This window comes from uncultured Xanthomarina sp. (genome assembly GCF_963971605.1).
Lineage (GTDB): Bacteria > Bacteroidota > Bacteroidia > Flavobacteriales > Flavobacteriaceae > Xanthomarina > Xanthomarina gelatinilytica.
In genome coordinates, this window is sequence record NZ_CAXATZ010000001.1 from 148,395 (window position 1) to 170,364 (window position 21,970).

The 21,970-nt window shown below is 33.9% G+C and carries 17 protein-coding genes; 8 read left to right on the top strand and 9 right to left on the bottom strand.

Annotated features, from left to right (window positions below; all coding sequences use genetic code 11):
* Positions 1-37: 37 nt before the first annotated feature.
* Complete coding sequence (gene rnr, locus AACY93_RS00730; RefSeq protein ID WP_286853060.1) at positions 38-2,269, bottom strand: ribonuclease R; 2,232 nt, start codon at positions 2,267-2,269, stop codon at positions 38-40.
* Positions 2,270-2,468: 199 nt separating this feature from the next.
* Positions 2,469-3,956 carry a T9SS type A sorting domain-containing protein gene (locus AACY93_RS00735; protein WP_286853059.1) on the bottom strand — a complete coding sequence of 496 codons (1,488 nt, stop codon included), beginning with the start codon at positions 3,954-3,956 and terminating at the stop codon, positions 2,469-2,471.
* 653 nt (positions 3,957-4,609) lie between these two features.
* Here AACY93_RS00735 and rpiB point away from each other — a divergent pair.
* The 4 genes from rpiB to AACY93_RS00755 are packed head-to-tail and all read left to right on the top strand — an operon-like array spanning position 4,610 to position 6,803.
* The gene (gene rpiB / locus AACY93_RS00740) at positions 4,610-5,044 is read left to right on the top strand and encodes a ribose 5-phosphate isomerase B (RefSeq protein ID WP_007647233.1); all 435 of its coding nucleotides are present in this window, start codon (positions 4,610-4,612) and stop codon (positions 5,042-5,044) included.
* A complete protein-coding gene (locus tag AACY93_RS00745; RefSeq protein ID WP_286853058.1) occupies positions 5,045-5,953 on the top strand; it encodes a cation diffusion facilitator family transporter in 909 nt (302 codons plus the stop codon).
* An 11-nt stretch (positions 5,954-5,964) separates the two neighbouring features.
* Complete coding sequence (locus AACY93_RS00750; protein ID WP_286853057.1) at positions 5,965-6,357, top strand: hypothetical protein; 393 nt, start codon at positions 5,965-5,967, stop codon at positions 6,355-6,357.
* A 2-nt stretch (positions 6,358-6,359) separates the two neighbouring features.
* Positions 6,360-6,803 carry a GNAT family N-acetyltransferase gene (locus tag AACY93_RS00755; RefSeq protein ID WP_040491230.1) on the top strand — a complete coding sequence of 148 codons (444 nt, stop codon included), beginning with the start codon at positions 6,360-6,362 and terminating at the stop codon, positions 6,801-6,803.
* On the opposite strand, the gene AACY93_RS00760 is transcribed toward AACY93_RS00755, so the two are convergent.
* The 3 genes from AACY93_RS00760 to rnpA form a co-directional block, all read right to left on the bottom strand.
* Positions 6,800-7,648, bottom strand: a complete 849-nt coding sequence (locus AACY93_RS00760) for an OmpA family protein (RefSeq protein ID WP_007647224.1) — start codon at positions 7,646-7,648, stop codon at positions 6,800-6,802. The two genes, AACY93_RS00755 and AACY93_RS00760, sit on opposite strands and share 4 nt — an antisense overlap.
* A 63-nt stretch (positions 7,649-7,711) precedes the next feature.
* A complete protein-coding gene (locus AACY93_RS00765; protein ID WP_286853056.1) occupies positions 7,712-9,349 on the bottom strand; it encodes a S41 family peptidase in 1,638 nt (545 codons plus the stop codon).
* Between the two features lie 83 nt (positions 9,350-9,432).
* The gene (gene rnpA, locus AACY93_RS00770) at positions 9,433-9,810 is read right to left on the bottom strand and encodes a ribonuclease P protein component (RefSeq protein ID WP_286853167.1); all 378 of its coding nucleotides are present in this window, start codon (positions 9,808-9,810) and stop codon (positions 9,433-9,435) included.
* Between the two features lie 128 nt (positions 9,811-9,938).
* On the opposite strand from rnpA, the gene AACY93_RS00775 reads away from it, so the two are divergent.
* Together AACY93_RS00775 and AACY93_RS00780 are read left to right on the top strand one after the other, a co-directional pair.
* Positions 9,939-11,795, top strand: a complete 1,857-nt coding sequence (locus tag AACY93_RS00775; protein WP_286853055.1) for a CBS domain-containing protein — start codon at positions 9,939-9,941, stop codon at positions 11,793-11,795.
* Positions 11,795-12,991: a succinylglutamate desuccinylase/aspartoacylase family protein gene (locus AACY93_RS00780; RefSeq protein ID WP_286853054.1), complete on the top strand. Its 1,197-nt coding sequence runs from the start codon at positions 11,795-11,797 to the stop codon at positions 12,989-12,991. Before AACY93_RS00775 ends, AACY93_RS00780 begins: the two co-directional genes overlap by 1 nt.
* 61 nt (positions 12,992-13,052) lie before the next feature.
* Here AACY93_RS00780 and AACY93_RS00785 read toward each other — a convergent pair whose 3' ends face one another.
* The 3 genes from AACY93_RS00785 to AACY93_RS00795 are packed head-to-tail and all read right to left on the bottom strand — an operon-like array spanning position 13,053 to position 17,427.
* Complete coding sequence (locus AACY93_RS00785; RefSeq protein WP_339610822.1) at positions 13,053-14,882, bottom strand: M1 family metallopeptidase; 1,830 nt, start codon at positions 14,880-14,882, stop codon at positions 13,053-13,055.
* Positions 14,883-14,940: 58 nt separating this feature from the next.
* Complete coding sequence (locus AACY93_RS00790) at positions 14,941-16,551, bottom strand: S8 family peptidase (protein ID WP_040491228.1); 1,611 nt, start codon at positions 16,549-16,551, stop codon at positions 14,941-14,943.
* Between the two features lie 15 nt (positions 16,552-16,566).
* A complete protein-coding gene (locus AACY93_RS00795; protein ID WP_007647214.1) occupies positions 16,567-17,427 on the bottom strand; it encodes an MBL fold metallo-hydrolase in 861 nt (286 codons plus the stop codon).
* 144 nt (positions 17,428-17,571) lie between these two features.
* Here AACY93_RS00795 and AACY93_RS00800 point away from each other — a divergent pair, with 144 nt between their 5' ends.
* Both AACY93_RS00800 and AACY93_RS00805 read left to right on the top strand, forming a co-directional pair.
* Positions 17,572-17,928, top strand: a complete 357-nt coding sequence (locus tag AACY93_RS00800) for a DUF202 domain-containing protein (protein ID WP_238307544.1) — start codon at positions 17,572-17,574, stop codon at positions 17,926-17,928.
* A gap of 131 nt (positions 17,929-18,059) precedes the next feature.
* Entirely contained in the window at positions 18,060-19,934 is a 1,875-nt protein-coding gene (locus AACY93_RS00805) for a sodium:proton antiporter (RefSeq protein WP_286853053.1), read from the top strand.
* A 93-nt stretch (positions 19,935-20,027) separates the two neighbouring features.
* Here the strand turns inward: AACY93_RS00805 and lepA are convergent, their stop codons facing one another.
* Entirely contained in the window at positions 20,028-21,824 is a 1,797-nt protein-coding gene (gene lepA / locus AACY93_RS00810) for a translation elongation factor 4 (protein ID WP_007647210.1), read from the bottom strand.
* Positions 21,825-21,970: the final 146 nt, after the last annotated feature.

Consider the following 21,970-nt stretch of genomic DNA (forward strand, 5'->3'; position numbering starts at 1 on the left):
AAAAAAGTATTATCCTTATTCAAGGAGCTATCAAAAACTATTCCTCATGTTTACCTATTAAAGTAAAATCCAAATGTTTCTTAACCAAATCTGTATCTTTTACTTTTACAACCACTTCATCTCCTAATTGGTACATGGTTTTTGAATTTTTTCCTATAAGTGCAAAATGGTCTTCATCAAACATATAATGATCGTCTTTCATATCGCGAACACTAACCATACCTTCGCATTTGTTGGCAATTATTTCCACATATATGCCCCAATCTGTAACTCCTGAAATCACTCCAACAAAATCTTCATCTTTATGATCTTGCATGAATTTAATTTGCATGTATTTTATGGAATCCCTTTCGGCTTTTGTTGCTAAATTTTCCATATTACTGGAATGGTTACACTTATCTTCGTAAACGGCTTCGTTGGCCGATTTTCCACCATCCAAATAATGCTGCAACAGCCTATGTGCCATAACATCTGGATAACGACGAATAGGTGATGTAAAATGGCTGTAATAATCGAAAGCCAATCCGTAATGTCCTATATTATGGGTTGAATATTCGGCTTTACTCATACTTCTAATGGTTAAAGTATCTACCAAATTTTGTTCTTTTTTACCTTCAACATCTTTCAATAAATTGTTTAAAGATGCAGAAATGCTTTTTCTATCTTTAAAATTAAGTTTGTAACCAAAACGGCCAACCACATTTTGCAGGGCAGCCAATTTACTATCGTCTGGTTCGTCGTGAACTCTGTACACAAAGGTTTTTTTAGGAGCTTGTTTGCCTATAAATTCAGCCACTTTCCTATTGGCCAATAACATAAATTCTTCAATTAATTTATTGGCATCTTTACTGGTTTTAAAAAAAACTCCTACAGGATTTGCCTGTTCATCTAAATTGAATTTTACTTCTACTTTATCGAATGAAATTGCTCCAGATTTCATGCGCTTTCTACGCATAATTTTTGCTAGTTCATTTAATTTTAAAGTAGCGAATGCAATTTCTGGTGTTGTTTGGTATTCTTTACTGGTTAATGAAACTTCGGCTGGTATTGTGTTATTCAAATGAGATGCTTCAACAGGGTTAAGTATGACATTTGAATTATTTTCTATAATGGCTTGAGCTTCTTCATAAGCAAATCGTGCATCACTATAGGTAACGGTTCTTCCAAACCATTGGTTTTTAACTTCGGCTTTATCATTCATTTGAAAGACTGCAGAAAAGGTATATTTTTCTTCATGAGGTCTTAAAGAACAGGCATTGTTGGATAGTACCTCTGGTAACATTGGTACCACTCTGTCCACTAAATAAACAGAGGTTGCTCTTTCGTAAGCTTCATCGTCCAAAACAGTATCTGGTTGTACATAATGCGAGACATCTGCAATGTGGATTCCAATTTCAAACAAACCATTGTCCAAAATCCTAAAAGATAAGGCATCGTCAAAATCCTTGGCATCTTTTGGGTCTATTGTAAAAGTCAAGACATCTCGCATGTCGCGACGTTTGGCAATTTCTTCTTTGGTAATGGACGTATCTAATTTGTTTGCATAGTCTTCAACTTCATGTGGAAAATCGTAAGGCAAACCATATTCGGCTAAAATAGCATGTATCTCTGTATTGTGTTCTCCAGGTTTTCCTAAAACCTTAAGTACTTTTCCGTTGGGAGAATCGGCTTTTTCCGGCCAATCTTCCAAGGAAACAAGCACTTTGTCTCCATCTTCTGCTTTATTGATTTTATTAATGGGAACAAAAATATCCGTGTACATTTTATTGCCATCTGTAACCACAAACGCATAATTTTTATGTATTTGAATCACACCAACATATTCGCTTTTGGCGCGTTTTATAATGTTGGTAATTTCTCCTTCAATCTTACCGCGTTTTCGTCTTTTGTAAGCATAAAATTCCACCTCATCTCCATGAAGTGCTTTGTTCATATTGTTTGAAGCTATATATATATCTTCGTCAAAATCGTCGCTAACAATGTAACCGGAACCTCTGGAAGCCATATCTACAATTCCAGTATGATATTCGGTATTTACAATGGATTTAAATTTTCCTCTTTCTACTTCTTCAATTTCTTGTTTCGCTTTTAATTGTTGAAGTTTTTTTATAATTTGATTTCTGCTACTGGCATCGTTAACACCAATTTTAGCAGCAATTTGTTTATAGTTAAAGGATTGGTTTCTATCTTTTTTTAAAATACTTAGAATGGTATTTGTAAGGTTGGAAATCTTGTTATGAGACGATTTCCTTTTTTTCTTTTTTGTCATGTATTAATTGTAATCATTTTCTATTCCTATTAAAGATAGGAATCTGTTGTTTTATAACCTAATAAAAGTGAAGTACTGGTTATAAATTTAATACAAAGCTACGGTTTTAATATTAAATGAGTACATCTTTAATGTTATGTTAACAAAAAAAGGCTTACAAATTAATGTAAACCTTTTAATTCATTATAAAATTTTATAATTATTCTTTAATCAATTGTTTCGTTACATTTCCTTGATTGGTTTCTATTTCTATTAGATACATACCTGGAGATAAATGAGTGGTATTTATTATCTTTTCTTTTGAAGTATTAATAAGCTGACCTAGAGTACTATAAATGTTTACTTTTTTAAATTCTAATCCTTTTTGTAATTGAATGTTTACTTGATTATTTGCTGGATTTGGATAAATTTTAAATTGAGTGCTTCTGCTTTCATTATTTAAACCTAAAGTTTCAATATCTGTATCATAAACTCTAACATGACCTGATTTATCACCATTTTCGTTTACATTTTCTGTTGCTCCAATAACAAGAGTTGTTTCATCTGCAGACAAAGCAAGAGCATAACCTGAGTTATCACCTGTAGCTTCTCCATCTATGGGATTTCCATATACATTCCATGAATCATTTTCAAATCTAAATATTTTAACTTGACCAATTGATGGTTTATCAGCTAATTCACCATCATGACCATGTGCACCAATAGTTAACGTTAAACCAGTTGCTGATAGATCAACTTGTTGTCCAAAACCAGACCATGATTCATCTCCATGTATTGGTAATCCCATTAATTCCCACGAATTATTATTATATATATAGGTTCTAACCACACCAGAATTACTTGCATTTCCAGTTTCATCACTAGCACCAATTGCAACAATATGCCCAGAATTAGACAATGAAACATCACGACCAAAATATGCACCTGGTGTTTGACCATGTAAATTGGTTCCTAATTGATTCCAAGTATTATTAGTGCTATTATATTGATATATTGCTGCATGGCCAGATCCTGGTTGAACTGTACTATTATAATATGCACCTATAGCAACTATTTCACCATTTGAAGATAAAGAAACGACTGTTCCAAATCTATCACCATCTGAAAGACCTATAATATCTGACCCTAGCTTACTCCAGGAATTATTTTGATATTTATAGATACTGACTAATCCTCTACTTGAAGCAAAGCCATCAGTTCCAACAGCAAGAATTAATCCATCTGAAGATAAGGAAACACTTGTGCCTGCTTTATAACTATGATACTTACCATTTATATCTGATCCTTTTTGCGTCCATAAACCATTATTGAAAGTATATACTCTAACTTCACCGGACGCATTACCATTAGAATCATTTAATGGAGCACCAACAGCAAGTGTTAATCCATCTGAAGATAAAGAAACACTTGTACCAAACCTGTCGTAAGCATTTTCTCCTACTAAGGTGTTACCCATTTGTACCCAAGTTCCATTATTATTATTAAAAACACGTACATGACCAGATTGAATTCCATTATCTTGATTATGAGGAGCACCAACTGCTAAAATACTTCCATCATCAGAAATTGCGACAGTATTTCCAAATTTATCACCATATGATACACCATCTATATCAAATCCAATTTTAGTTTGAGCAAAAATAAAAGTAGGTAATAACAGTAAAACAAAAAGTAGTTTAATTTTCATAATTATTCATTTAATAGGGGTTAATTTGTAATATTTTTTTTACATTATTAATTCGCGAACATATAAAAAAATTTAATTTTAAAATTTAGAGCTATGTTAATTATTAGTTAATATTAAACTTATCCACACATATATATACAATCATCTTTTTCTTTTAAAATTTTAAAAAAATATTAATGATTATGATGGGTTGTTAATAACAGGTATAACTTTTTTAAGTTTTGTTTTGAAATTACCTTATTGACGTTCTATTAAAATATAATTAACAATTAGTTAATATTTAAGAGCTTCATTTTTAGTTGTATTTTATTTTCTATTAACAAAATACAAGGGTTGTTAATAAGTGTTTTTTAGGTGGAATAGCTCATAAATTTCTTAAAAATTTGTGTTTATAACCTACAAATGATTGCTGAAAACTTGTCCAAAAATTATAGACTTATATTTTGGTGATGTCAACCCTTTTTTTGTTTGAAAAAATTCTTGAATAAACCATGTTTTAGTTTTAAATAATTATAAACAGTTATTAACAGGTTATGAGATTTGTTTAGCCTAACTATTAACATTAATAAAAGCTGCTTTACTAAAGCTAATAAAATTAATAAGTCATAAAACTACATTTTGTACCTTTACGGAAATAAAAACACAACTTAAAAATGAAAATTTCAATAGGCAACGATCACGCTGGAACAGAGTATAAATTTGCTATTTTAAAGCATTTGGAAGCCAAAGGGTTTACAGTAACAAATTATGGTACAGACTCTAACGATAGTGTGGATTATCCAGATTTTGTACATCCTGTGGCACAAGATGTAGAAAGCAACAAAGCCCATTTTGGCATTATTATTTGTGGTAGTGGCAATGGCGCCAATATGACAGCCAATAAACATCAAGGTGTACGTTCTGCTTTATGTTGGAACAAAGAAATTGTGGCACTTGCCAGACAACACAATAATGCCAATATTTTGAGTATACCTGCTCGTTATACTGCTTTACCACAAGCCATTGAAATGGTTGATACGTTTTTGGACACTGCTTTTGAAGGTGGTAGGCATAAAAACCGTGTTGATAAAATTCCTGTTTCCTGCTAAATGAGCCATACGCATCATACACACAGTTATAAAGATGTAAAAGATAGAAACCTGTTAATTTCCATCTTTCTTAATGTGCTTATTACTGCAGCTCAAATTATTGGAGGACTTGTATCTGGTAGTTTGGCTTTGTTAAGTGATGCCCTTCATAATATTAGCGATGTCATATCATTAATAGTCAGTTTTGTTGCTTCTAAACTCTCAAAACAAAAAGCATCCATAAATAGGACCTTTGGTTATAAACGAGCCGAAATTTTAGCAGCATTCGTAAATGCTGCAACTTTGGTTGTAGTGGCTGTTTTATTAATTATAGAAGCTGTAAAACGATTTCATGAACCTCAGGAAATTGCATCCAATTTGGTTATTTGGCTCGCTTTGATAGCTATTTTTGCAAATGGTTTTAGTGTGTTGCTGCTTAAAAAGGATTCTAAAAGCAATATCAACATACGTTCGGCATATTTACACTTATTAACAGATATGTTGGCAAGTGTGGCTGTGTTAATTGGTGGACTGCTCATGAAATTTTACCAGATATTTTGGGTGGATAGTTTATTGACCTTTTTAATTGCTTTATATTTAATTTACGTAGGATACGATTTGCTTAAAACATCCACCAAGATGTTGATGCTTTTTACACCAGATCACATAAATATCAAAGAAGTGGTACGTGTGGTCAACCAATTACCAAAAGTAAAAAAATTGCATCATGTCCATATATGGAATTTAAGTGATGATGAATTGCACTTGGAAGCTCATTTAGATTTGGAGGAAAACATTAGCACTCGAGATTTCAACGAGCTGTTATTGGAAATAGAAAGCGTGTTGCATGACCAGTTTAACATAAATCATGTTACCATTCAACCAGAATATAAAAAGGAAGACCCAAAAGAGGTTATAGTACAGGATTAAAGGAAAATATCATGAAGTTTAATGGATTTTTATTGGTAATTGCATTGTTGCTTTTTTCTTGTAATGAAGTAACAGATAATTTATTGGACGAGGTAATTCCAGAACCTGATACTCTTGAAGTAGGTATAAAAAACAATACCAATTATAGATTTAACAGAACTGAAATTATTTCAAACAATAACACCTATGTATATCAAGTTATAGAACCTGATGCTATTTCCAATTTTATTGAAATGGCCTTTATTTATTCAGAAGTGGAACTTAAAATCCAAACAGACGATGGCTATTTTTCGTTTTCGCCATCACACTACCTTGAAGACACAAAGGTAACCAAAGGGCTGTATTATTTTGAAGTAAACATATCCAACAATCAAACGGTTTCCATAACCAGAAAAATCTTTTAAACATGCTTGATATACGTATAAAAGCTTTTAATGAATTAACAATCCTGGAATTGTATGATCTCTTACAGTTAAGAGCCGAAGTATTTGTGGTAGAACAGGATTGCGTGTATCAAGATGTGGATGGCAAAGATAAAAACGCATGGCATGTTTTAGCTTACAAAGATAAAACACTAGTGGCTTATACACGTATTTTTAAAGCAGGCGATTATTTTAAGGAAGCCAGTATTGGAAGGGTTGTGGTTGCCAAAAACCAAAGGCAGCACAAATATGGTTACCAAATTATGGAAGCTTCCATAAAAGCCATAAACGAGCAGTTTAATGAAACCACCATTAAAATATCTGCACAATGTTATTTAAAAAATTTTTACAACCAACTTGGTTTTAAGGAAACTGGAGAAGAATACCTGGAAGATGGCATTCCACATATGGCCATGATAAAACATTAATGTCTTTGTCTTGTTTCACCAACATAGGTAATTAAAATCTCGACACGTCTATCAAATTTTGGTTCACCACCAAGAGGGAATTTTCTTCGCATGCCTACATATTTCATACGTTTTTTTTCAACTCCTTTTTTAGCTAAATAATCGTAGATATATTTTGCCCTGGCAACAGATAAATTGCGTTGTTTGGTTTTTCTATCAATGGCATCCCTACTGTTTTGTGTACAGCACACATGTCCTTGTATGGTAAAGTAAATATCTTTTCTTTCCACCAGAACATTGGCTATGTCTTCCAATGTTTTTTTAGACTCTGGCAACAACACACTATAACCTGTTTTAAACAAGATGTTTTCCAGTAAAATCTTGTCTCCAGCCTTTAAGTTTTCATCTTTAAAAGAGTCTGCAACATCCTTTTTTTCAGGTTGTTTCAATTCCCTGGGAGGATCGAAAGGTTGCACGATAATTTCCACTTTTCTGTTTAAACCCCTAATTTTGTTAAGGTCTTCTTCTTTAATGAGTTTCACCAAAATTTTTCCTTTTCCATCTACATTGGTAATAATGCTTTCATCAAATTCGTTATTGGAAAAAATGGTTTTTATGGCATTGGCACGTTCTTGCGAAAGGACCAAGTTATAGGAGTCACTTCCTCTATCGTCTGTAAAGCCGTAAATGGAGATTTTTTCAATGTCCAACCCTTCAATTTCAGAAAGAAAAATAAGCAATCTGTTGTGTTCGGTTTCAGGAACTTCATATTCATCGGTTTCAAAATAAACCTCGTGTGTTAACTGTTTTTGAGCAGTTATATTAAAACCGACAAAAATGAATAATATGAATACAAGTTTTTTCATAAGGGCACATGAAATTTCAAGTAAATATAAGTATTTACATTTAATATTTCAATGAAGCCATAATTACCTTAAATAATCTCTGTATTTAATAGGGTTTGCAAGGATTTCTGTGGCTTTTTTTATTTCGGTATTGTGAATTTTGTAATAATCGTACAAGCCTTCCCTGTACACATATCGTTTTACGATTTCGTCTGTTAACAAGGATAGAATTTGCTCTTTATTTTCGTTTAAAGCCAATTCTTTTGAATTTTTTAAATTGGATAACAAAGTGTTGTAATCGTTTTTGATATTATCGTCCAAAGCTTCTTTTTTAGCTTGTTCATATACGCTGTTTAAAGCTTTTTCTGTTTCTGTGATAAACGAAAAATTATTGGTACTTAAATAGGTTTTAAAATCTTTAAAATCGGAATCTTTCAATTCAAATTCATTGATATCTTTTATTTTAGGATGTTTGTAATAATAATCTGTTGCATAATCGAAGATTAAAAAATCGTTCACGATAGCATTTGTAATGGCTGAATTTTTAGTGATTTCGAAAGTTTCATCTGGAAGCACACCACCTCCATCGAACACAGGACGACCATTTTTGGTTTTAAATTCGTGATATTCCTTGCTATCAATTTTAACAGCATTGCCATCATCATCCCTGTTCCAATAATCCAAAGCTTGGATACAACGTCCAGAAGGCGTATAATATCTGGAAATGGTTATTTTTAATTGAGTTCCATAGGTTAATGGTTTTGGTCGTTGCACCAAACCTTTTCCAAAACTTCTGGAGCCCAAAATAACAGCTCGATCCAAATCCTGTAAAGATCCCGATACAATTTCGCTGGCAGAGGCACTGCTTCCATTTATTAAGACCACTAAAGGAATTTCGGTATCTATGGGATCCTTTTGGGTGTAATACGTCCGATTGTATTTTTTTACTTTGGATTTTGTGGTCACCACCAATTGTCCTTTAGGTACAAATAAATTAACCACATTTACAGCTTCGTGCAACAAACCACCAGGATTGTTACGTAAGTCTAAAATAATGCGTTGCGCTCCTTGAGCCTTTAAGTCTTTTAGTGCATAGGCAGTTTGCAAAGACGCTTTATTGTTAAAAGCACTTAGTACTATATAACCGGTTTTATCGTTTATCATGGAAAAGTGTGGTACAGCATCAATTTCTATTTCAGAACGTTTAATGGTTGTTTTATACTCTTTTCCTTGTCTTAAATAAGTAACTTCCACTGATGAGTTTGGTGTGCCTTTAAGCAAATCTCCAGCATCATCTTTATAAGTAGAAATAACTACATCTTCTACCTTTATAATTTCGTCTCCTGCTTTTAAACCAGCTTTATCTGCTGGATATTCTTTATAAGGTTCCACAATAACCAACCTGTCCTTTAAGGTTCTTACCTTGGCTCCAATACCAGTATAATCGCCAGTTCTCCTTATACGCTCTGCTTCTACGTCCTGTTCGTTATAAAAATTGGTATATGGATCCAAATCTTTCAACATGCTTTTTATGGCAGTATCCATTAAGTCTGCAGGATTGGTCTCATCCACATAATTCATGTTAATTTCTTTGAACAAGGTGGTAAAAATTTCTATTTGCTTGGCAATTTCAAAAAAATCGTTTTGAAACGCTGTTCCTGTAAAAAAGATGGTGACTGCCAAAACAGGAATGACAATCAGTTTTTTGAATCTGTTTTTCACGTGTTTGTATTTTTTGAGGTTATGGAACTTTCTTTCTCTATTTGGTTTTCTGTGAAATTGAAAAAAGAATGTTTCATATTAAATTATTCCTTGGTGGTTTTTTCTATAAATTTTTGCAACAATTGCGCCATTTTAGCCTCAATTTCCTTAAAAGTTGGCTTTTCTTTCCCAATGTACAAAATCATTAACGCATATTGTGTTGTCAAGTTGTTAAAATAAGTTGCTTTTTGCAATCTATAAGCTTCGCGAAGCAAACGTTTTATTTGGTTTCTTTTTACAGCTTTTTTAAAATTCCGTTTGGAAACCGAAACACCAGCTTTTACCTGTGTTTTATCCTGAAAAGAAGTTTTTAAATACACCATCCTTAAAGGATATGCAGAAACCGATTTGCCTTCCAGGAACAGTTGCGAAATAAGTTTTTCGCTTTTTAGTTTTTCTTTATGTGAGTAGCTTGTGTTCATAACTTTATTAGTAACAAATGTAACAAATACCAACAAGCTAAAGGCTACCTTTTTCCATATGATATATGTCATATTTTATTTTATTGATTTCCTGTAACTTAATGTTTTTATAACCAACACGTTTAAGAATGGGAGAATTACATGTTACAAAATTTCAAAATAAAAAGCAGTACGCAAATTATATACATCATTTAATGAATGATATTGAAGCCTTGGATTTAATGCTTAAAGAAGATTTAATTGAAAAAGAACCTATAAGGATAGGAGCAGAGCAGGAATTTTTTATTGTGGATGAAGCGTTTTTTCCTGATAACAATGCACTGGCTGTTTTGGAAACCATTAACGACGACCATTTTACCACAGAAATTGGAAACTTTAATTTGGAAATTAACTTAGATCCTTTTGAACTTAAAACCGATTGTTTTTCAAAATTGGAACATCAATTGACCACATTATTGGATAAAGCAAAGCAAGCTGCCAAAAAACATGATTCCAAAATAGTATTGACAGGTATTTTACCAACCTTATCCTTAAAGCACATTACCTTAGAAAACATGACACCAATACAGCGTTATTATGTATTGAACGAAGCTGTAAAGGAATCCAGAAACCAAGATTTTCATATTCATATAAAAGGCGTGGACGAGCTAAGTTTAATTCACGATTCTGTGATGTTGGAAGGCTGTAACACCAGTTTTCAAATGCATTTACAGATCCATCCAGATACCTTTATAGATAGTTATAATTGGGCTCAAGCCATTGCAGGACCTGTTTTGGCAATCTGTACCAATTCGCCGTTGCTTTTTGGAAAAGAATTGTGGGCAGAAACCCGAATTGCCTTATTTACACAAAGTGTGGACACACGAGCCAATTCGTTTTTATTAAATGAAAACCAATCCCGAGTAAGTTTTGGAAACAATTGGGAAACTGGAACGGTTACAGATATCTTTAGGGACAACATTTCCAGATTTAGAAGTTTACTTACTACAGAATATATTACAGATAGTGTAGAAATGATTGAACGAGGCGAAATACCAAAACTTAAAGCTTTAAGCCTTCATAATGGAACGGTTTATAGATGGAACAGGGTTTGTTATGGTGTTGGTAATGGGAAACCACATTTAAGAATTGAAAATAGATACATTCCCTCAGGTCCTACTGTGGCAGACGAAATTGCAAATATGATGTTTTGGGTAGGACTCATGCTTGGAAAGCCCGAAGCCTATAATAACATTAACAAAAAATGGGATTTTAAGGACGTAAAATCCAATTTTTTCAGTGCTGCTCGATATGGCATGGGTACCCAGTTTTTTTGGAACGGATCTTACATGTCCAGTCAGCAATTGATATTAGATGAATTATTGCCTATGGCTTACAGAGGTTTGTATCGCGTTGGGATAGATCCTGCCGATGTTGAAAAATATTTAACCATTATAGAAAACCGGGTAACATCCAATAATGGGTCTCAATGGTTGATAAAAAACTACAGAGCTTTGTCCAAATCCAAAACCAAGTTTGAAGCAGCTCAAATAATAACCTCAGAATTATACGAAAAGCAAGAATATAATTACCCAATAGGGTCTTGGAATGCACTGAATGAAAACGACATTGAAGTGGATACAAACAGCTATGTTGTAAAACACGTAATGAGTACAGATATTTTTTCAGTACACAAAAATGACAGTTTAAAGTTGGTTGTAAATATCATGAGATGGAAGAACATTAGGCATATGCCTGTTATAGATGCATCTAAGAAAATTATTGGACTGGTTACCCATACCGATGTTAAAGGTTTGTCCAAACAAGCAATTGATAATGGCATTTCAGTAGAAGAGGTCATGACCAAGGATTTAATTACCATTACTCAGTACGAAAGTGTTGAGACGGCAAAAGTACTGATGATTACCAACCTGATAAACTGTTTGCCAGTGGTTGAAAAAGGAAAACTCATTGGTTTAATCACCTCAAAAGATTTTTTCAATTAATGGTACATATTAAAAGCAACGCATTAAACAAAGACATACAGATAGATAGATTAATTGCTAACATTAAAGGTTCTAAAAAAGGGCCAATCCTTGTTTTTTTTGCTGGTATCCATGGTAATGAAACTGCAGGAGTATTCGCTTTAACAAACACCTTAAAAACCATGTCTCCTGCAGATTTAAGTGGAAGCATTTATGCAATTGCAGGCAATTTAAAGGCATTATCCAAGAACCAGCGATATTTGGAGAAAGACTTAAACAGGTTATGGACACAAGCTGATTTAGACGCTTTGGTTTCAAAAGAAGAATTAATTTCAGAAGAAAAAGAACAATTTGAAATTTATAACTTATTGAAAGCTATACAAAAAGCACATTCTGAACCTATATATTTTATAGATTTCCATACCACTTCCAGTAAAACGTTACCTTTTATTACCATAAACGATGCTTTGATAAACAGAAAATTTTCACAACAATTTCCTGTGCCAGTGGTTTTGGGCATTGAAGAGTATTTAAAAGGCCCTTTGTTGAGCTATATCAACCAATTGGGCTATGTGTCCTTGGGTTTTGAATCTGGACAGCACGACGAGCTTGATGCTGTTTTAAATTGTGAAGCGTTTATTTACCTTTCGTTGGTTTTTACACAAGCTTTGGATAAAGATTCTATCAAGGATTTCCAGATGCATTATAACAGGTTAAAACATCAGTCCAAAAACATTTCAGAGATATTTGAAATCACTTATTTATACAAAATAAAACCTCAGGAACATTTTAAGATGCTTGAAGGTTTTAAAAGTTTTCAGGCTATTTCCAAAGGAACACATTTGGCACAAAGCAATGCACAAGCTATTTTCTCTGGATACAATGCCAGGATATTTATGCCGTTGTACCAAACTCAAGGAGCTGAAGGTTTTTTCATAATAAAAAGCATTCATCCAATTTTCATGAAAATTTCCGAATTTATACGGAACTTCAAATTGGATAGTTTATTGGTGTTTTTACCTGGCATTTCTTGGGAAAATAAAAAGCAAGGTGTTTTATCGGTTAATTTAAAAGTGACCAGGTTTTTAGCCAAGCAGATTTTTCACATTTTTGGGTTTAGAAGTCAGCAATTAAGCAAGACACATATGTTGTTGTACAATAGGGAACGGGTTGCTAAAAACACTTTGTATAAAAATGAGGCTTGGTTTAATAAATAAAAAAAACCTGCAAGGTTATTAATAGTTTGCAGGTTCATGGATATCAATTTAAAGTTTGTATTTAATTAAGTTCAAACTTATTGTTTACTTTATTAATGTCTGCCATCCACTCTTTAGGATCTATTTGAACCGATTTTATGGCTTTGGAAGCTTCAAAGGTATAAGTTGGATAAGCCCAAGCCCAATCCGATAGTGTAGTAGCCGTAGTTGGTTTTTTACCTCGCATCATACGCAACGGAATGTAATAATCTTCGGTTGTTCCGTCGGTATAAGTAATGGTTAGGTCTATAGGCATTGGCATAAGTCCTATACGTTCTAAGGTAACCTTATTGCCACTTACAGCTTTTACGCCATAATCTATAGTGTTTGTGGTTTGAGCAAAATCTATTAAATACCAATCCAATTCGAAGTCTGTTATTTTTTCTGCTGTGCGAATAAAATCGATTGGTGTTGGATGTTTAAAGGCAAAATCGTTATAGTACTTTTTAATGGTAGCTTTTAAATTGTCTTCCCCTATAACATAGTCCAATTGCGCCATAAATACTTCTCCTTTACTATAAGCAGAAATTCCATAAGCTTGATTGTACTCAAAACGGTCAGCATGTGTGGTTAAAGGCTGCTCTTTCCCAGAAGTTGCCAGGTAAATATAGCCTCTATAAGCATTGGTTGTTGGGTTTTCTTCATTGCCATCCATAACGGCGTTCATGGCATAATCACTAATATAACTGGTAAATCCTTCGTCCATCCAATAATGTCTGGCTTCGTTAGTTGCCAATAAAAATTGAAACCAAGCATGAGCCAATTCGTGTGCCGTAACACCAACCAAACTTCCAAATTTGCGTTTTCCGGTGATAAGTGTGCACATGCCATATTCCATACCACCATCGCCACCTTGGATTACAGAATATTGTTTGTATGGGTATTTTCCAATATGCTCACTGAAATACTCCATTAATTCAACCGTTTTTGGTTGTAGTTTTTTCCAGTTTTCCAGGTATTCGGCTTCTAAAGTCTTTTTGTATAAGAAATGTAACATTGGACCATCTGGAACCTGCATGGTATCGTGAATAAATTCTGGATCTGCAGCCCAAGTAAAATCGTGAACTTTTGGTGCTATAAAGTGCCAAGACAGCATATCTCCTTTAGGTTGCTTTACTTCTCCAGTTTCGTAACCATGGCCAATTTCGTTTGGATTTTGTAAATAACCAGTACCACCAACCACATAGTTTTTATCGATGTTTATGGTTACGTCAAAATCTCCCCAAACACCATGGAATTCTCTTCCAATGTATGGATCTGCATGCCAACCTTCAAAATCGTATTCGGCTAATTTTGGGTACCATTGTGTCATGGATAAAGCCACACCTTCAGCACTGTTTCTACCAGAACGACGAATTTGAACAGGTACTTGGCCATTAAAAACCATATCGAAAGTTACTTTTTCTCCTGGTTGTATTGGCTCGTGCAATTGCACCTGTAAAACAGTTCCTACTACATCGTAATTTAAGATAATACCATTTTGCTTTAATGAGGTGACATTTAAAAAACCAATTTCGTCTGGTTTCAATTTTCCAATTCTATCTCCCACACGACTATCTGGATCTGCTATGGTTTGCGATCTTACATCCATTTCGCTGCCAGGTTGAAATGCGTTAAAATAGAGGTGGTAATACACTCTGGTTAATACATCTGGAGAGTTGTTGGTATAAACCAATTGTTGCGTTCCAGTGAATTGATAATTGGTAACATCCATGGTTACATTCATTTTGTAATCTACATGTTGTTGCCAGTAACCCGTATTGTTAGCCGTTTTGTATGGTTCTGTTTGATTGGTATTGGCTGAAGTAAAAAGAACGCCTAAACCAAAAAGGAATACAAAGATTTTTTTCATTTTAAATGAATTAAAAAAACCTCATCTTTTGATAGGATGAGGTTTAGGTTTTTTATAATTATTTAGATAACTGATCTGCCATAATAAGCGCGTTGTAAGCGTTTACAATTTTACCGGATTTTGTTAAATCTCCAATAGGTTTTACGTTATTGGTATCTCCACCAACCACTACTTTTGTAGAAAGCGCCAATCCAGAATCCATAATTATTTGCTTTACTTGAGCAGCAGATAATTTAGGGTAATAAGAACGGATTAAAGCAGCAACACCAGCTACTGCAGGAGCAGCCATAGATGTTCCCCCTTTGGTATCGTATTCGTTTTCTGGAGTTGTGGAATAAATTTTAGCTCCTGGAGCAAAAACATCTACATTGATTTTTCCGTAGTTAGAAAACCCAGCTAACATATTGGCACCATATTTAGGCTCTAAAGCGCCAACTGTAATAAAAGAGGTAGATACTTCTGGACCATTGTTTACTTGATCGTTTGGATAGCATTCTTTTTGGTCTAAATCTATACCTTCGTTTCCTGCAGCATTTACAAAAACAACATCTTTACTACTTGCGTAAGCTATTGCGTCTCTAACCCAATCGCTATGTGGAGAGTAGTACTTACCAAAACTTCCGTTGATAATTAACGCGCCATTATCTACGGCATATCTAATAGCCAAAGCAATATCTTTATCGTACTCATCGCCATTTGGAACAGCTCTTAAGCTCATGATTTTTACATTGTTGGCAACACCATCTACACCTTTACCATTACCACGTTCTGCAGCAATAATTCCTGCTACGTGAGTTCCGTGGCTTTCCCCTTTTTCAGAAGGAAGTACATTGGCGTTTCCGTATCCAACATCAGACAAGTCGTTAGGATTGTCTCCAGTGGTTCTTCCGTTGAAATCTTTGTTTAGGTTGTAGTTTAATTTATCAGTAAAATAATCCACACCTTCTTTTATGGAGTTTAAAGCTACTTTTGTGTCTTCAAATCCATTTCCATACATAAAGTTCATTACGCTAATGGCTTTGGTAATGGCTTCATCTTCTGAATCGATGGCTTCAACATCTTCTTTGGTGTAGTTTTCTTTACCTAAATGCTTGGAGATGGTTTCATCGGCATTTTTTACTTGCTCATAAATTTGATCGTATTGTGCTTTTCTACCAACCGTTTCTTGATATTCTTTGTCGTATTCTTCTTTAGCTCTAGCATAATCTGGGTTGCTTGTGTCTCCAGATGCAAGGATACGTACGTATTCCAATTGTTCATCGTAAGCATCTCCTAAAAAGTTCCACCCATGAATATCATCCACATAACCATTATTATCATCGTCAATACCATTTCCTGGGATTTCATCTTCGTTGGTCCAAAGAACTCCGTCTAAGTCTTCGTGTTCAATATCGATACCAGAATCAATTACAGCAACAATCACAGATTGGCCTTTTCTATTTTTTATAATTTCAGCATAAGCTTTTTCAACACTCATTCCAGGAATTGTATCTTTTACAAGATCTAAATGTCCCCAAGTGTGTTTTTCGTTTTCAGTTAATTCCGACACTTTTAAAGGCACAGAATCTATGTTTTCAACAGGTGTTGATACAATATCAGCACCTCCACCACAACTAGAAAGAGTAGCGGCTACAAGTACTGAAAGCATAAAAGGTTTCATTAATTTCATTTTAATTTATTGGTATTAGTTAAATATTTCATTACAGGTAAAAACATGGTTTAATCGCACACCTTTATCAGTTTGCTTTACTGTAATAATCTCGTTATGTGCATCGTGCTCCAAAAATAAGTAATAATTATTATCTGCTGCTAGTTTGAGGAATTTTTCTTTTTCGTCTAAAGTCAGCAGAGGTCTTGTATCGTAGCCCATTACAAAAGGTAAGGGTAAATGCCCTGCAGTTGGCAGTAGGTCTGCCATAAAACAAATGGTTTTGCCTTTGTAATGTATCATAGGAATCATTTGTTTATCTGTATGGCCATTTGCGAAAAAAATATCAAAGCCCAAAGGGCTGTTTTTCAACATATCTGTTTGTGGTAAGTCTGTGAATTTTAACTGGCCACTTTCTTCCATTGGCAAAATGTTTTCTTTAAGGAAAGAGGCTTTTTCCCTGTTGTTGGGTTGTGTTGCCCATTTCCAATGGTCTTGATTGCTCCAAAAATGGGCATTTTTAAAAGCAGGCTCATAACCCGTTCGGTTCTTGTTCCACTGGATTGAGCCTCCACAATGATCAAAATGTAAATGGGTCATAAACACATCTGTAATGTCATCTCTATGAAAACCATATTGTTCTAAGGACTTGTCAATAGAATCATTTCCCCAAAGATAATAGTATCCAAAAAACTTATCACTTTGTTTGTTGCCCATTCCAGTGTCTATTAAAATGAGCTTGTTGCCATCTTCAATTAATAAACAACGTGCAGCAATATCAATCATGTTGTTGGTATCTGCAGGATTGGTTTTTTGCCAAAGGGATTTAGGGACTACACCAAACATGGCGCCGCCATCCAACTTAAAATTTCCAGATTTAATAGGATATAATTTCATAATGCCTGCAAATTACTAAAACGCCCCGTATAAGTGAAAATAAAGCAAGGATATTAGTTGTTTTTTAACATTTTGGATTGGATTGGATGAGATAATTTATTTGTAGCTAATAAATATTAATTATAATTTTATAAAAAACCATTTATGAAAACACTTAAACCGAGTCCCTTGAAAATAAAAAAAATGAAATTGCTTCGGTTTGGTAGAGATTTTAAGCCAGATGAAGAAGTTATTTTAAGAGATTATTTAGCTATTGAGCGAACCAGGTTGGCAAATGAGCGTACTTTGTTATCTTATGTAAGATCTTCTTTGTATTTGTTGTTGGGTGGTATTGCTTTTTTTCAATTAAAAGATTTCCCTTTTCCAAATTTCAGGTTTCTAGGATTGTTGTCATTAGTATTTTCGGCACTTTTTTTTATAATTGGCGTATATCGATTCGTACTTCTTAAAAAGAGTTTAAAACGTTTGTACTATATGTCCGAATCCAAAAATGAGGATTGATGGTTTCATCTTTTTAATTTTTTTCTTTAGTTTTTTAACTTGTTAATAAAGCGCTATTTATAATTGTAAAATAAAAAAGCATTATTTTGCCAAGGTTTTTTATAATTGTTCACAAAATTTAAAATCTTTATATGGTAGAATTAGCAGGCATTATCATACTTGGTATATTGGCACAATGGGTAGCATGGAAATTAAAAATACCAGCTATTTTACCTTTAATTCTTATTGGTTTATTTGTAGGACCTATTGCAGCAGAATTTTTAAGTGCAGATGGCACCAAATGGATTGAACCTAGATGGAATGGCGAAGAAGGGCTTTTTCCTGGAGGCAGTTTGTTTTTCTTTGTATCTTTGGCAATTAGTATAATTTTATTTGAAGGTGGATTAACCTTAAAAAAAGGTGAAATAAAAAATGTTGGTCCAGTTATTACCAAGTTAATTACTGTAGGTTCTATAGTCACCTTTTTTGGGGCTGCCATAGCAGCACACTATATTTTTTATTTAAGTTGGGAAATTTCTTTTTTATTTTCAGCTCTGATTATTGTAACAGGACCAACGGTAATTACACCAATTTTAAGAAATATACCCCTTAAAAAAGATGTTTCTGCCGTTTTAAAATGGGAAGGAATCCTTATAGACCCAATAGGAGCCTTGGTAGCTGTACTTGTTTTCGAATTTATTAGTGTGGATGCTGGTGGGGAATTTACCAAAACGGCTTTTATTGAATTTGGGAAAATCGTATTGTTCGGTACTACTTTTGGATTTACTTTTGCTCATGGTCTTAATTTGATTTTAAACCGAAATTGGGTGCCCCATTATTTAATGAATGTGTTTGCATTGGCAGCTGTATTGGGAGTTTTTATTTTAGCCGATGAATTTGCACATGAGTCTGGTTTATTGGCAGTGGTGGTTATGGGAATGGTTTTGGGAAACTCCAAATCCCCTTACTTAAAAGAGCTGCTTTACTTTAAAGAATCCTTAAGTGTTTTATTGATATCCATACTTTTTATCCTTCTAGCTGCAGATATAAATTTTGAAGATTTGCTTTTAATTTACAATTGGAACACAGTAATCTTATTTTCTGTTGTTGTATTTGTTATTAGACCTATTGGCGTGTTTTTAAGTACCCAAGGCTCTAATTTAAAACTTAAAGAAAAACTGTTTATAAGCTGGGTTGGTCCACGAGGAATCGTGGCAGCAGGTATTGCCTCGCTATTTGGACTTAAACTTGCCGAAGATGGCGTTCCAGGAGCCGAATATATTACTCCATTGGTATTTATGATTGTGCTAGGAACTGTTATCCTTAATGCTACAACAGCCAGAATGTTTGCCAAAATAGTTGGAGTGTTCTTGACCGAGTCTAGAGGGATTTTAATTGTAGGTGCATCCAAACTCCCTAGGTTATTGGCCCATTATTTAGAGAAAAATGGCAGACATGTTGTTTTAATAGATAGCAACCAAAATAATATTGCAAAAGCCAACGAGCTTGGTCTGGAAGCAATGAATACCAATATTTACTCCGATAAGTTATTGGATAATATTGAGCTTAACGATATGGGTTTTTTATTGGCTTTAACTGGAAATACAGATATAAATAAGTACGCCATTAAGCAGTTTGGGGATAAATTTGGGGAAAATGGGTCTTACAGGTTGTTAACCTCTACAGAAATGCAGGAAACCTCAGAAATGCCAACAGAAGGCGTGTTTTCTTATACAGACGATTTTAACTCATTGACAAACGTTATCAATAAATATCCTTCCATACAAGAGATTAAATTAAAAGATAAAGACCATTATTACGATTTAATTGAAATTTCAAGTAAGGATCCAGATATTATTCCTTTGTTCATTAAAGATAATGACAACGATTTGTTTGTTGTTAAGGCAGACAAAGAAGAAACCCTTGAAAACCTTGAACCAGGTTGGAAATTAGTTTATATAGGAAAACCTTTTGATGTAGAAACAGTAAAGAATGAAACAAACGGAGGAAAAACCAATTTAAATTAATTTATTAAAAGATGGGTTTCTCGATTTAAGAACAGAGTTTAACCGTTTTTTTGCGAGATCATTTACCAATGACACAAAATCAAAAAGGTTTTGTTAGTCGTTCAGTTTTAAAACAGCCATAAAAGCTTGTTGGGGGATTTCAACATTTCCTACTTGTCTCATACGTTTTTTACCTTTTTTCTGTTTCTCAAGAAGTTTACGTTTTCTGGAAATATCTCCACCATAACACTTGGCAGTTACATCTTTACGTAAGGCTTTTATGGTTTCCCTAGCAATAATTTTTGCACCAATGGCGGCTTGAATAGGAATATCGAATTGTTGTCTAGGAATGAGTTCCTTTAATTTTTCGCACATTTTTTTACCAATACTATGTGCATTATCAGCATGTATTAAAGCTGAAAGTGCATCTACTGGTTGTGAGTTCAATAAAATATCCACACGAACCAGTTTAGAAGGTTTCATCCCAATAGGATGATAATCGAAAGAGGCATATCCTTTGGAAACGGTTTTTAAGCGATCATAGAAATCAAAAACAATCTCAGCTAAAGGCATATCAAAAGTCATTTCAACCCTTTCGGTTGTTAAATAGGTTTGATTGGTAATCATGCCTCGTTTTTCAATACATAGAGACATGACGTTTCCAACAAAATCTGCTTTGGTAATGATGGTAGCTTTAATATATGGTTCTTCCACACGATCCAAACCGGATGGGTCTGGTAAATCGGATGGATTATTAACAATGATTGGTGTCTCTGGGTATTTTTTGGTAAAAGCGTGGTAACTTACGTTAGGAACTGTTGTAATAACAGTCATATCAAACTCTCGTTCCAAGCGTTCCTGGATGATTTCCATGTGTAGCATGCCCAAGAAACCACAACGGAACCCAAAACCCAAAGCAGCAGAACTTTCAGGAGTAAAAACCAAAGAGGCATCGTTAAGCTGCAATTTTTCCATAGATGCTCGAAGTTCTTCATAATCTTCCGTATCTACAGGATAGATTCCGGCAAATACCATGGGTTTCACATCTTCAAAACCTTCAATAACATTGGTAGTTGGATTTTTAGCATCAGTTAAGGTGTCACCAACTTTTACTTCTTTAGCTTCTTTAATTCCAGTGATTACATACCCAACATCTCCAGCTTTTATTTCTTGTCTAGGAAACTGTTTTAGTTTTAAAGTACCAATTTCATCTGCAAAATATGTTTTGCCTGTGGCAATAAATTTAATGTTCTGTCCTTTTTTTATGGTTCCATTTAATACCCTGAAATAGGTTTCCACACCACGAAATGGGTTGTAAACCGAATCGAAAATCAAAGCCTGTAAGGGTTCATCAGGATTTCCGGTAGGAGCAGGAATACGCTCAATAATGGCAGCTAAAATATTATCTACACCAAAGCCTGTTTTTCCACTGGCATGGATAACATCTTCTGGTTTGCAGCCCAATAAATCCACAATATCATCGGTTACTTCTTCAGGATTGGCACTTGGCAAATCCACTTTATTTAAAACAGGTATTATTTCCAGATCATTTTCCAAGGCCAAATATAAATTGGAAATGGTTTGTGCTTGAATGCTTTGCGCAGCATCAACAATCAACAAAGCACCTTCGCAAGCAGCAATGGAACGTGATACCTCGTAGCTAAAATCTACGTGTCCAGGCGTGTCAATTAAATTTAAAATATATTGCTCTCCTTTATAGGTATATTCCATTTGTATGGCATGAGATTTAATGGTTATACCACGTTCTCGCTCCAAATCCATACTGTCCAACAGCTGTTCTTTTTTCTCGCGTTCGGTTACAGAGCCTGTATAATCCAATAATCTATCTGCCAAGGTACTTTTACCATGGTCTATATGTGCTATAATACAAAAGTTTCTAATGTGCTTCATAAAATTTATTCTAGCATAAATCTAATTTGCAAATATAATTGTTTTAAACTTGCTATAATTGTTAATAACTAACTAAATATCATATTTATTTACGGGTTTTCAGTAAAAATATGTTCAAAACTATTTTTATATTGTAGCCCCAAATA